We start from the raw sequence: 12,831 nt of genomic DNA on the forward strand, positions 1-12,831 counted from the left end.
TCGCATTTCTACGCTAATCTGCACCGCGTGATAGGTGTCGAGCTATCGGCTGACTACGATTTCTTACTTCGGAGAGCAAAACTCAGCGCTTCTTCTTCGCCCACGCGAAGTAGCGCGGACCCAAAATAGGGGTGCTACGCGAAGCCAGTCGTACTGAGGCGTGGAGTTTCGCGCTGTAGGAAAGAAATGGCTCCCCGGGTAGGATTCGAACCTACGGCCGCTCGATTAACAGTCGAGAGCTCTACCGCTGAGCTACCGAGGAACATGCCGGCGAGCCGGACAAGGCGGCCCCTTTGCCGCCGCGCGCGGCATTTTGCAAGACCTCAAACGATAAATTGTTCCATCGCGATGCGTTCGTCGAGCCCCTGGTCGGGATCGAACAGCAAAGTCAGCGGGCGACTGCGGTCGGTGGTCACCAAAACCGTCTTCACATCGCGGATTTCGCGCTGGTCGGCGACCGCGCTGACCGGGCGTTTGGCGGCCTCGCGGACGTTGAAGCGGATGCTTGTCGATTCGGGGACGAGCGCGCCGCGCCAGCGTCGCGGGCGAAAGGGGCTGATCGGCGTCAGCGCCAGCATCTGCGATTCGAGCGGCAGGATCGGGCCGTTGGCGCTGAGGTTGTACGCGGTCGATCCCGCCGGGGTCGACACCAGCACGCCGTCGCATGCCAGTTCCTCGAGCATCGTCTTTTCGTTGATCATCACCTCAAGCTTCGCCGCCTGGCGCGTTTCGCGGAGCAGCGAGATTTCGTTGATCGCGGGCAGGATGTGGCGCTCGCCGCTGATCGTGGTGATGTCGCCCGACAGCGGATGGATGAGGAAGGGCCGGGCCGCGGCGAGCCGGTCGAGCAGCCCTTCGACGCGGAATTCATTCATCAGGAAGCCGATGGTGCCGCGGTTCATCCCGAACACCGGCAAGCTGCGCCGCTGGTCGAGCAACTGGTGCAGCATGTGGAGCAGGAATCCGTCGCCGCCGAGCACGATCAACAGATCGGCGTCGTTGAGATCGACGAAATCGTATAGCGGGCGCAATTCGGCCTCGGCCTCCATCGCGACGGGCGAATTCGACGCGACGAGCGCGATCTTGCGTTGCATATTGGTCAGGTCCCCGTGCCTTTAAACTGGGGCGGGGTGTCAGCCGCCCGTTGCACTCATATGACGCGCGACCGCCGGTTTGGACTTTCGGTCTATATGAAAGTCATGCGCGCGGGGTTTGCCAGCCAATGCGCTGTCAATCAAGCCATCGACTGCATGCGCCCCGCCGTCGCGCAGCGCGGCGCGCAGGTCGACATGATCCTCCTGGCCGAGGCACATATAGATGCGTCCCTCGACGGTCAGGCGGATGCGGTTGCAGGTCGTGCAGAAATTGTCGCTGAGCGGGGTGATCAGGCCGAGGGTCACCGGACTGTCCTCGACCGCGAAATAGCGCGCCGGGCCACCGGTCTTTTTGTCGATCGGGAAAATCGCGCGTTCGGCCCGCAGCGGCGCGACGAACGCGTGGAGCGGGATATAATGGTCGCTGCGGTCGTCGGCGATCTCGCCGAGCGGCATGGTTTCGATCAGCGTCAGGTCGCAGCCGTTCGCGGCGCACCAATCGAGCATCGGCAGCAACTGATCCTCGTTGAGTCCCGCGAGCGCGACCATGTTGATCTTGACGGCAAGGCCCGCATGCCGCGCCGCGGCGACGCCCTTCAGCGCGACGTCGAGGTCGCCGACGCGCGTGATGTGGCGGAACGCGGCCGGGTCGAGCGTGTCGAGGCTGACGTTGATCCGGCGCACGCCCGCGGCGGCGAGCATCGGCGCATATTCGGCGAGCCGCATAGCGTTGGTGGTCAGTGTCAGTTCGTCGAGTCCCTCGCCGATCAGCGCGCCGAGTCGCTCCGCGAGCGTGTCGATGCCGCGCCGGACCAGCGGTTCGCCACCGGTCAGGCGAATGCGGCGGATACCGCGCGCGACGAAGCGCTCGGCGAGCTCGGCCATTTCCTCGATGCTGAGAACTGCCGATTTTGGCAGAAAAATCATGTCCTCCGCCATGCAGTAACGACAGCGGAGGTCGCAACGGTCGGTCACCGACAGGCGCAGATAATCGATCCGGCGGCCATGGCCGTCGGTAAGGGGAACCGGGGACGAGGGTGACAACGGAGCCATCTTTGTAAACCTTGCTGCAAAATGCAGGGGATTGGCAAGCAATGCCTGCTATGGGAGCGCCGATGAATCGCGCAGTTGACACCTTCTCCGCCGCCGTTGGCCACCTTGAATCGCTTCATTTGCGGCACGATGCCGATGTCGGCGTCATCCTGGTCCAGGTCGACCAGTTGGCGCGGATCAACAACAGTGCCGGCACCGCGGCGGGCGATGCGGTGCTCGAAGAGATCGGACGGCGGCTCGAAAATTTCGCCGGCGACGAGTTCGGCCGGGGGTCGCATGTGGACCGGCTCGACGGGCCGCGCTTCCTGATCGTGCCCGCCGCCGCGCTGTCGCTCGGCGCGCTGAGGGCACAGGAACGCGCGCTGCATGTCGCGCTCGCCGAACCGATGGTCGGCGATCCCAACGGCCGCCTGGCGATTCGCATCGCAGCCGCGCAGATCGTCCGCGAGGAATCGGTCGCCGAGCAATTGCGCACCGCGAGCGACCAGCTTGCCCGCCCCGCGTCGGCGCGCGACGGTGCGATGGTCAAGGCGGCGCTCGAGCGCGACGAGGTCGTTATCTTCTACCAGCCGCAATATGATGTCGCGACCGGCGAAATGACCGGGGTCGAGGCGCTGCTGCGCTGGCAGCATCCCGAACTCGGGCTGCTCGGTGCCGGCGCGCTGGTCACCGCGGCGCGTGCGGCGCGGATGGAATGCGAACTGACCGAGCAGGCGCACCGCGTCGCGATGGCCGAAATGGCGAAATGGCCGAAGCCGCTGTCGAAGCTGCGCGTGTCGCTCAACATCACCGCCGCCGACCTTGGCGATCCCGATTTCGCCGATCGGTTCGCCGCGATGGCAAAAAGCGCGCGGGTCGATCCCGACCGGCTGACCCTCGAACTCACCGAACAGGCGATGCTCAGCGATCCCGCGAGCGCCGCCGAACAACTCGCGCAGATCCGCGCGCTGGGTAGCGCGATCGCGATCGACGATTTCGGCACCGGCTATTCCAGCCTGTCGCTGCTCGCGCGGCTGCCGATCGATTATCTCAAGATCGACAGCGGCTTCACCCGCACCATCGACGGCAGCGACCGCGACCGCATTGTCGTGCGGGCGATCGTCGACCTTGCGCGCGCGCTGGGGCTGCTGGTGGTGGCCGAGGGGATCGAGAATGAGGCCCAGCTCGTCCGGCTGGGCGAACTGGGGGTTGCCACCTGGCAGGGATTTTTGAAATCGGGGCCGGTGCCGTGGGATCAGTTGCTGGCGCTGATGGAATAACCCTCGTCGCCCCCGCGAAGGCGGGGGCCCGCAGGGTGGCTGGCGGCCCCCGCCTTCGCGGGGGCGACGCTAGCCCGCCTGCTTCGCCAGCTTGCCCAACCCCTTCGACAATTGCAGTGCGCCGTTCAGCCGCGCCCCCGTGCTCACCCAATCGCCGCTGATCGACAGTTTGTTGTCGGGGCGAATGCGCGCGCGGCCCTTCAGCCTTTCGACATAGGCAATCAGACCGGGAACGTTGGCGAACTGGTCGCCGTGGAAGCTGACGAGGGCGCCCTTCGTGCCGACGTCGAGCTTGGCGATGCCGGCGGCCTTGGCATTGGCCTTGATCTCCATCAGCTGGACGAGGTTCGCCGTCTCGGGCGGCAGCGGGCCGAAGCGATCGATCATCTCGGCCGCGAAGGCGTCGAGCGCGGGGCGATCCTGCGCGTCGTTGAGGCGGCGGTACAGCGCCATCCGCAGCGGCAAATCGGGGACATAATCCTCGGGGATCAGGATCGGCGCGTCGACGGTGATCGTCGGCGACAAGGCTTCGCGCGGTGGCAGCTTTCCGGCGCCCTCGGCCTTGGCGACCAAAATCGCCTCCTCCAGCATCGACTGGTACAGTTCGAAACCGACCTCGCGGATATGCCCCGACTGTTCGTCGCCCACCAGATTGCCGGCACCGCGGATGTCGAGGTCGTGGCTCGCGAGCTGGAAACCCGCCCCCAATGTGTCGAGGTCGCCGAGCAATTTCAGCCGCTTTTCCGCGGTGTCGGTAATCGCGCCATGTTCGGGGGTGGTGAGATAGGCGTAGGCGCGCGTCTTCGCGCGCCCGACGCGGCCGCGCAGCTGATACAGCTGGGCGAGGCCGAAACGGTCGGCGCGGTGGATGATCAGGGTATTGGCACTCGGAATGTCGAGACCGCTCTCGACGATGGTGGTGGACAACAGCACGTCATATTTGCGGTCGTAGAAGGCGCTCATCCGGTCCTCGACCTCGGTCGGGGTCATCTGGCCGTGCGCGACGACATATTTGATTTCGGGAACGCGGTTGCGCAGGAATTCCTCGATATCGGGCAGGTCCTTGATCCGCGGCACGACGAAGAAGCTCTGCCCGCCGCGATCATGCTCGCGCAGCAACGCTTCGCGCAGCACGACCGCATCCCACGGCGCCACATAAGTACGCACCGCCAGGCGATCGACCGGCGGCGTCTGGATCACGCTGAGTTCGCGCAGGCCCGACATGGCCATCTGCAAGGTGCGGGGGATTGGGGTCGCGGTGAGCGTCAGGACGTGGACGTCGGTCTTGAGCTGCTTCAACCGCTCCTTGTGGACGACGCCGAAGCGCTGTTCCTCGTCGACGATGACCAGGCCGAGGTTCTTGAACTCGACCGATTTCGCGATCACCGCATGGGTGCCGACGACGATGTCGATCTGCCCGCTCGTCAGGCCGTCGCGTGTCTTCTGCGCCTCGGCGCCCGGGACAAGGCGCGAAAGACGACCGACGTTGATCGGAAAGCCTTTGAAGCGCTCGACGAAGTTGGTGAAATGCTGGCGCGCCAGAAGCGTGGTCGGACAGACGAGTGCGACCTGCACCCCCGCCATCGCCGCGACGAAGGCGGCGCGCAGCGCGACTTCGGTCTTGCCGAAACCGACGTCGCCGCACACCAGCCGGTCCATCGGGCGCCCCGACGCCATGTCGGCGAGCACGTCGCCGATCGCGCGGTCCTGATCGTCGGTTTCCTGATAGGGGAAGCGGTCGGCAAAGGCGGGGTAGGCGGCGTCGGCGGCGAGCAATTCGCCCGAGCGCAACGCGCGCTGCGCCGCGGTCGCGAGCAGTTCGCCCGCGATCTCGCGAATCCGCTCCTTCATCCGCGCCTTGCGGCGCTGCCAGGCTTCGCCGCCCAGCTTGTCGAGACCGACGCCGTCGCTCTCGCCGCCGTAGCGCGACAGGACGTCTAGATTTTCGACCGGGACATAGAGCTTGTCGCCGCCCGAATAAGTGAGAGCGACGCAATCATGCGGGCTGTTGCCCACCGGGATCGAGGTCAGCCCCTCATAACGCCCGATGCCATGGTCGAGATGGACGACGAGGTCGCCAACGCTGAGCGTCGCAAGTTCGGCGAGGAAGGCATCGGCGCTCTTGCGGCGCTTTTGCCGCCGGACAAGGCGCTCGCCGAGGATGTCCTGTTCGGTGAGCAGGCTGATCGCGTCGGACGCGAAGCCATGGTCGAGCGGCAGCACGACCATGGCGGTGGCGCCGCCGGTCTCGGCCGAGGCGGTGCCGAGCGCGTCCTGCCAGCCGTCGGCGGGGGCGAGCGAGGTCACGCCATGATCGCGCAGCAACCCCGACAGGCGATCGCGCGCGCCGACCGAATAGCTGGCGATGATCGTCCGGCGCCCCTTGCGGCGTTCGTCCGACAGATGATCGGCGACCTTGTGATAGACATTGAGGTCGGCGGCGCGTTCGGGGGTGAAATCGCGCGCGGCGAAGGTCTCGAGGTCGATGATCGTCGCCGCGGGCGGAACATCGAAGGGCGTGACGATGTGGATCGGGCGGCTGGCGGCGGCCGCGCCCCAATCTGTCTCGGTCAGGTAGAGCGTTTCGGGCGTCAGCGGGCGGTAGCTGCCCGGCGATTCGCGTTCGGCGGCGACGCGGTTGGCGTGATAGTCGGCGATCGCGGCGAAGCGCGTCTCGGCGGTCGCCTCGGTGCGGTGCCCACGCAGCACCGGGGTCGCGGGGTCTATATGGTCGAACAGGGTGGCGAGCCGTTCCTCGAACAGTGGCAACCAATGGTCCATGCCCGCCTGCCGCCGGCCCTCGCTGACCGCCTGATACAGCGGATCGCCGGTAGACTGCCCGCCAAACAGGTCGCGATAGGCCGAGCGGAAGCGCTTGATCGTCGCCTCGTCGAGCAGGGTTTCGGACGCGGGCAGCAGCTGCAGCGCCTTGGCTGGGCCGAGGCTGCGCTGGTCGGCGGGATCGAAGCGGCGGATGCTTTCGATCTCGTCGCCGAAGAAATCGACCCGCAGCCCGTTCTCCTCGCCGGCGGGGAACAGGTCGAGGATACCGCCGCGCACCGCGAACTCGCCCTGGTCGGCGACGGTGTCGACGCGGCTGAAGCCGTTGGCGACGAGCAGCTCGGCCAGCGCGTCGCGGTCGATCCGCTGACCTGCCGCCAGCGTCGTCGCGAGCTGGCGGATGCGGAACGGGGTCAGCGTGCGCTGGGTGATCGCGGCGACGGTGGTCAGGATCAGTTCGCCGCGTTTGGCGGGCTGTTGCAGCGCGGACAGCGTCGCCAGCCGGTCGGCGCTGACCCGCATCGACGGTCCGGCGCGATCATAGGGCAGGCAATCCCACGCCGGGAAGCGATGGACGGCGAGGTCGGGCGCAAAGAAGGGCGCGGCGTCGGCGACCGCCTGCATCGCGGTATCGTCGGTCGCGACATAGACCAGCCTTTTGTCGCTGGCGCGCGCGAGGTCGGCGAGCAGCAGCGGCAGGAACCCGTCGGCGGCGCGCGCCAGCGTCAGCGGTGCGGGGGCCGACGCGATGGCGGCAAATATGTCGGCGGCGCTTCGCGTCATGGCAGCGGGATATAGTCCAGCCGGCGCATCGCGGCGATCATCTCGGGGCGGTCGAGATGCGCGGGCGGTTCGCCGGTCCCGAGCGCCCAGCTCATGATGTCGACATCGTCCTCCTCGACGACGATTTCGTACCAGGCGATCTCGTCTTCGCTCCATTTGGCCGAATAGCGGTCGAAAAAGCCGCCGATCATATAGTCGGCCTCGCGCGTGCCGCGGTGCCAGGCACGGAATTTCAGGCGTTTGAGGCGGTCGGTGGCGGACATGGCGCGAATCCCGATAGCCCATGTCGCCGGGAGTGGCGCACGGGGCAAGCAAGCGATAGATGGGACGCAGTAGCCATGCGACCCGAGATACTCAATCCGCTCTTTGCCGCGCTGACCGACCTCAAGGGCGTCGGACCGCAGCTTGCCAAGCCGCTGACGCGGCTGGGGCTGGAGCGCGTCGTCGACGTGCTGTTCCACCTGCCGACCGGACTGGTGCAACGCTATCCCGTCGATCGGCTCGACGATGCGCAGGTCGGGCAGCAGATCATCGTCACGCTGACCGCGCAGGAGTATCGCTCGGGCCGCAGTCCCCGCGCGCCGTTCGGGGTCGAGGCGTTCGACAGCGCGGGCGATCATGTCCGGCTCGTCTATTTCGGGCGCACCGGGGGGCTCGCCAAAAAACTCTTCCCGCTGGGGGAGGCGCGGCAGGTGTCGGGGCGGCTTGATGCCTATGGCGACATGCGCCAGATCGTCCATCCCGACCATGTCGCCGAGCCCGACAGTGCCGAGGTGATCGCGACGAGCGAAGCGATCTATCCGCTCAGCGAGGGGCTGACCAATGCCCGGCTCCGGCAGCTGGTCGAGATCGGGCTCGAACGGCGGCCGGACCTTGCCGAATGGATCGACGGGCCGTTGCTGGCGCTGCGCGAATGGCCCGACTGGCGCGCGGCGCTGACCCGTGCCCATGCCAGCCCGCACGACGCCCCGGCGCGCGACCGCCTGGCCTATGACGAAATTTTCGCGAGCCAGGTCGCGCTGATGCTGATCCGCCAGGGGCTGCGCAACCGCAAGGGGCGCGCGATTGTCGGTGACGGGCGATTGACCGGCGCGCTGCGCCTGCCGTTCGGCCTCACCGGCGCGCAGGAGCGGGTGGGGCGCGAGATCGCGGCCGACATGGCGCGCGATACGCCGATGCTGCGGATGCTGCAGGGCGATGTCGGGTCGGGCAAGACGCTCGTCGCGCTGCGCGCGATGCTGGCGGCGGTCGAGGCGGGAACGCAGGCGGCGCTGCTTGCGCCGACCGAGATCTTGGCGCGCCAGCATTATGCGACCTTGCAGGCGATGCTCGCGGGCCTGCCGGTCACCATCGCGATCCTCACCGGGCGCGACAAGGGGCGGGTGCGCGAATCGACGCTGATGGGCCTCGCCGACGGCAGCATCGACATCCTTGTCGGCACCCACGCGATTTTCCAGGAGGCGGTGACCTATCGCGACCTCGCGCTCGTCGTGGTCGACGAACAGCATCGTTTCGGCGTCGCGCAGCGGCTGATGCTCACGGGCAAGGCGGCGCGTCCCCCGCACCTGTTGGTGATGACCGCGACCCCGATCCCGCGCACGCTGCTGCTCGCCAACCATGGCGAGATGGACGTGTCGCGGATCGACGAAATGCCACCGGGTCGCACCCCGGTCGACACGCGCGTCGTCTCGATCGATCGACTCGACGAAGTGGTCAGCGGGCTGGCACGGCATCTCGCCAGCGGAGCGCAGGCCTATTGGGTGTGCCCGCTGGTCGCCGAGAGCGAGACCAGCGAACTCGCGGCGGCCGAGGAGCGTGCCGCGCTGCTGCGCCTGCGGCTCGGCGCCGATCGGGTCGGGCTGGTGCATGGCCGGATGAAGGGACCCGACAAGGATGCGGTGATGGCGCGCTTCCAGGCAGGCGAGATCGGCGTGCTGGTCGCGACCACGGTGATCGAGGTCGGGGTCGACGTGCCGGCGGCGAGCCTGATGGTGATCGAGCATGCAGAGAATTTCGGCCTTGCCCAGCTGCATCAGCTGCGCGGCCGCGTGGGGCGCGGTACCGCGAAATCGGTGTGCCTGTTGTTGCGCTCGCAGGCCCTGTCGGAAACCGCGCGCGAGCGGCTGGCGCTGATGCGCGACACCAATGACGGGTTCGTCATCGCCGAGAAGGATCTGGAACTGCGCGGCGGCGGCGAACTGCTCGGACTCAAGCAGTCGGGCGATGCCGATTATCGCGTTGCGAGCCCCGAGCAACTGGTGCGCCTGCTACCGATCGCCCATGACGACGCGCGGATGTTCGTCGAGCGCGACGGCGGGATCGAAGGCGCGCGCGGCGAGGCGGTGCGGCTGTGTCTCTATCTGTTCGAACGCGACGCAGCGGTGCCGTTGCTGCGCAGCGGTTAGGCGTCGCCGCGGGCGCCCATCGCGCGGATCATCGGCAGATAATCCTCGACCGCGATCATCTTTTCGAACTGCACTCCGGTCTTGCCGCCGAGCGACCAGATCACGCTGGCCGCGATGCGGCCGATGATCGGCATGCGGAACACGATCATGTCGCCGATCTCCAGCCCGCGCTCGTAACGCATCAACAGGCCGTCGGCGCTGATATTGACGCAAGTGCACATTTCCTGGCCGCCGTCGGGCAGGATGAAGGGCAGGCGGCAATAGACGTCGCTACGCGCCGCGAGGCGCTGGTCGAGGCCGACATAATGGGCCTTGTTGGTGTCGATCTTACGCATGACGATGCCTTTGCTGGTCAGGCCGGGAGCATCGGACAGATTTCGCTAAGAATAGGTAAACGCTGCGGCAAGGTGTTAGCCGGTAACGAGGCCGTGCTTCTTGGCGCCGAGGCTCACCGGGACCGGCTCGGCGGCGGGCAGGATGACATGGTTCGCGTCGCGGATCACGACACCGCCCACCTTCACCGCGCCCTCGTCGAGCTTGCGCCGCGCTTCCTTGTTCGATGCCGCAAAGCCGAGTTCGCGCAGCGCGTCGAGGATGCGAATCCCCTCGGCGGGCGCCGCGACCTGTGGCAAGTCGCCGCCGATCTGGCCCTTTTCAAAGGTTTGCGCGGCGGTTTCCGATGCGGTCCGCGCGGCTTCTTCGCCGCGGCACAGCGCGGTCGCGGCATCGGCGAGGATTTTCTTCGCGTCGTTGATCGCGGCGCCCTCGAGCGTTTCGAGGCGCGCGATCTCGTCGATCGGCAGGTCGGTGAACAGGCGCAGGAACTTGCCGACGTCGCGGTCGTCGGTGTTGCGCCAGAACTGCCAATAGTCAAAATGGGACAGTTGTGCGGGATTGAGCCACACCGCGCCGGCGGCGGTTTTGCCCATCTTGGTGCCTGCGGCGGTGGTCAGCAGCGGAGTCGTTAGTCCGAACAGGTCGGCGCCGTCCATGCGGCGGCCGAGTTCCATGCCGTTGACGATATTGCCCCACTGGTCGGAGCCGCCCATCTGCAACCGCACGCCCATTTGCTTCGACAGGTGGCGGAAGTCATAGCCTTGCAGGATCATGTAGTTGAATTCGAGGAAGGTCATCGGCTGTTCGCGCTCGAGCCGCAGCTTGACCGAATCGAAGGTCATCATGCGGTTGATCGTGAAGTGGGTGCCGACTTCCTGCAGCAGTTCGATATAGCCGAGCTGGCCGAGCCAGTCCTGATTGTCGACCATCACCGCGTCGGTCGGGCCGTCGCCGAAGGTCAGATATTGCTGGAAGATGCTGAAGATCGACGCGATGTTCGCGGCAATCGTCTCGTCCGACAGCATCTTGCGGCTCTCGTCGCGCCCGGTCGGGTCGCCGATCCGCGTCGTCCCGCCGCCCATCAGCACGATCGGCTTGTGCCCCGTCTGCTGCAGCCGGCGCAGCATCATGATCTGCACCAGGCTGCCGACATGCAGCGAGGGTGCTGTCGCATCGAAGCCGATATAGGCGGGAATGATCTGCTGCGTGGCGAGGGCGTCGAGACCGTCGGCATCGGTGGTCTGGTGGATGTAGCCGCGCTCGTCGAGCACGCGCAGAAGATCGGATTTGTAGGTCATAGCGGGCGGGCGCTTAGCATGGGCGCGAAATTCCTCAAACCCGTCATTCCCGCGTTCGTGCGATTGGCGTAGGGATGGGTCATGCTGTTGACTTGCCATCCCGACACGCCTTGCTCGGCCGACCTGTTCCTTTCGGTCGATGCGGTTCGCAACCAGCCGGGATCGCTTTACCTGCGCTTCATCATCGACGGCGAGATGGACAGGATCGTCATGCCGCCGCGTCGCGCCCTCGGGCGCACCGACGGGCTGTGGCAGACGACTTGCTGCGAGGCGTTCGTGAAGCCTGCGGGGCGCAGCGACTATCTGGAATTCAACCTGTCGCCCTCGACCGCTTGGGCGTCCTATTGGTTCGACGATTATCGCGCCGGGATGCGCGAGGCCGATGTGGTCCCCGATTTCGACCGCGTCGGCGGCATAATTCAGGCGCTGTTCGACTTTTCGGGCCAGCCCGGCCTCGACGATGCCGACTGGCAGGTCGGCCTGTCAGTGGTGATCGAGGAGAAGACCGGCACCAAAAGCTACTGGGCGCTGGCTCACCCTCCCGGCAAACCCGACTTCCATCATCCCGATTGCTTTGCGCTGACGCTTGGGGCACCCGGTCCGGCATGACTGTCCAATTCGGCATCGACCGCCTGCTCGCCGACCCCGCGCTTCGCAAACCGCTCGAAGGCCAGCGCGTCGCGTTGCTCGCGCATCCCGCTTCGGTCACCGCTGACCTCGTCCACAGCCTCGACGCGCTGGTCGCCGCCGGGATCAACGTCACCGCGGTGTTCGGGCCGCAGCATGGCGTGCGCGGTGACCTTCAGGACAATATGATGGAGTCGCCCGACTTCACCGACCCGACCTACGGCATGCCGGTGTTCAGCCTCTATGGCGAGGTGCGGCGGCCGTCGGGGCAGTCGATGCACACGTTCGACGTGATGCTGGTCGACCTGCAGGATCTGGGGTGCCGCATCTACACCTATGTGACGACCCTGCTTTACATCCTCGAAGCCGCGGCGGAGCATGGCAAGGCGGTGTGGGTGCTCGACCGGCCGAACCCGGCGGGCCGTCCGGTCGAGGGGACATTGCTGCAGACGGGCTGGGAGAGCTTCGTCGGCGCGGGACCGATGGCGATGCGCCACGGGCTGACGATGGGCGAGATGGGGCGCTGGTTCATCCGGCACTTCAACCTCGACGTCGATTATCGCGTGATCGGGATGGAGGGGTGGCAGCCCGATGGACCGGGCTTTGGCTGGCCGGCCGACCGCGTGTGGATCAACCCCAGCCCCAATGCCGCGAACCTCAACATGGCGCGCGCCTATGCGGGGACGGTGATGATCGAGGGTGCGACGCTTAGCGAGGGCAGGGGCACGACGCGCCCGCTCGAACTGTTCGGGGCGCCCGATATCGACGCCAAGGCGGTGATCGCCGAGATGCAGCGGCTGGCGCCCGAATGGCTCGCGGGATGCAAGCTGCGCGACATCTGGTTCGAGCCGACCTTCCACAAGCATATGAAGGTGCTGAACAGCGGAGTGTTCATCCATGCCGAGGGGGCGTGGTACGACCATGCCGCGTTCCGGCCCTGGCGGGTGCAGGCGCTGGGGTTTAAGGCGATCCGCTCGCTGTACCCCGACTATCCGATCTGGCGCGGCACCGACTTCAAATATGAATATACCGACGATGTGCTGGCGATCGACGTGATCAACGGCGGCAGCGGCTTGCGCACGTGGGTCGACGATGCCGGGGCGGTGGCGGGCGATCTCGATGCGCTGGCCGGGCCCGACGAGGCGGCATGGCGCGAAGAGATCGCCGACCTGCTGATCTATGTATGAGGGGATGA

At 66.5% G+C, this 12,831-nt stretch carries 10 protein-coding genes and 1 tRNA gene; 4 read left to right on the top strand and 7 right to left on the bottom strand.

Annotated elements, in window-relative coordinates:
• Positions 1-187: 187 nt before the first annotated feature.
• The 3 genes from EEB18_RS15975 to moaA form a co-directional block, all read right to left on the bottom strand.
• Positions 188-262, bottom strand: a tRNA-Asn gene (locus EEB18_RS15975).
• A 61-nt stretch (positions 263-323) separates the two neighbouring features.
• Positions 324-1,094 carry an NAD kinase gene (locus EEB18_RS15980; RefSeq protein ID WP_187141792.1) on the bottom strand — a complete coding sequence of 257 codons (771 nt, stop codon included), beginning with the start codon at positions 1,092-1,094 and terminating at the stop codon, positions 324-326.
• Between the two features lie 39 nt (positions 1,095-1,133).
• Positions 1,134-2,147, bottom strand: coding sequence for a GTP 3',8-cyclase MoaA (gene moaA, locus EEB18_RS15985; protein ID WP_187141793.1), 1,014 nt, complete (start codon positions 2,145-2,147; stop codon positions 1,134-1,136).
• 62 nt (positions 2,148-2,209) lie between these two features.
• Here moaA and EEB18_RS15990 point away from each other — a divergent pair, with 62 nt between their 5' ends.
• On the top strand, positions 2,210-3,406 hold the full coding sequence (locus EEB18_RS15990; RefSeq protein WP_187141794.1) for a GGDEF domain-containing phosphodiesterase: 1,197 nt from the start codon (positions 2,210-2,212) through the stop codon (positions 3,404-3,406).
• Between the two features lie 69 nt (positions 3,407-3,475).
• Here the strand turns inward: EEB18_RS15990 and mfd are convergent, their stop codons facing one another.
• Together mfd and EEB18_RS16000 are read right to left on the bottom strand one after the other, a co-directional pair.
• Entirely contained in the window at positions 3,476-6,970 is a 3,495-nt protein-coding gene (gene mfd, locus EEB18_RS15995) for a transcription-repair coupling factor (RefSeq protein WP_187141795.1), read from the bottom strand.
• Positions 6,967-7,233 (bottom strand): succinate dehydrogenase assembly factor 2, encoded by a 267-nt coding sequence (locus EEB18_RS16000; RefSeq protein ID WP_187141796.1) that lies wholly within the window; start codon positions 7,231-7,233, stop codon positions 6,967-6,969. Before EEB18_RS16000 ends, mfd begins: the two co-directional genes overlap by 4 nt.
• Positions 7,234-7,308: 75 nt before the next feature.
• Here EEB18_RS16000 and recG point away from each other — a divergent pair, with 75 nt between their 5' ends.
• Positions 7,309-9,375 (top strand): ATP-dependent DNA helicase RecG, encoded by a 2,067-nt coding sequence (gene recG / locus EEB18_RS16005; RefSeq protein ID WP_187141797.1) that lies wholly within the window; start codon positions 7,309-7,311, stop codon positions 9,373-9,375.
• On the opposite strand, the gene EEB18_RS16010 is transcribed toward recG, so the two are convergent.
• Positions 9,372-9,710 (bottom strand): PilZ domain-containing protein, encoded by a 339-nt coding sequence (locus tag EEB18_RS16010; RefSeq protein ID WP_187141798.1) that lies wholly within the window; start codon positions 9,708-9,710, stop codon positions 9,372-9,374. The genes recG and EEB18_RS16010 overlap by 4 nt on opposite strands.
• Positions 9,711-9,785: 75 nt before the next feature.
• Positions 9,786-11,009 carry a tyrosine--tRNA ligase gene (gene tyrS / locus EEB18_RS16015; RefSeq protein ID WP_187141799.1) on the bottom strand — a complete coding sequence of 408 codons (1,224 nt, stop codon included), beginning with the start codon at positions 11,007-11,009 and terminating at the stop codon, positions 9,786-9,788.
• An 81-nt stretch (positions 11,010-11,090) separates the two neighbouring features.
• On the opposite strand from tyrS, the gene EEB18_RS16020 reads away from it, so the two are divergent.
• On the top strand, positions 11,091-11,618 hold the full coding sequence (locus EEB18_RS16020; RefSeq protein WP_262407958.1) for a DOMON-like domain-containing protein: 528 nt from the start codon (positions 11,091-11,093) through the stop codon (positions 11,616-11,618).
• Positions 11,615-12,823 carry an exo-beta-N-acetylmuramidase NamZ domain-containing protein gene (locus EEB18_RS16025; protein WP_187141800.1) on the top strand — a complete coding sequence of 403 codons (1,209 nt, stop codon included), beginning with the start codon at positions 11,615-11,617 and terminating at the stop codon, positions 12,821-12,823. The genes EEB18_RS16020 and EEB18_RS16025 overlap by 4 nt, the downstream gene beginning before the upstream one ends.
• Positions 12,824-12,831 lie beyond the last annotated feature (8 nt).

It is taken from the genome of Sphingopyxis sp. OPL5, assembly GCF_003797775.2.
Lineage (GTDB): Bacteria > Pseudomonadota > Alphaproteobacteria > Sphingomonadales > Sphingomonadaceae > Sphingopyxis.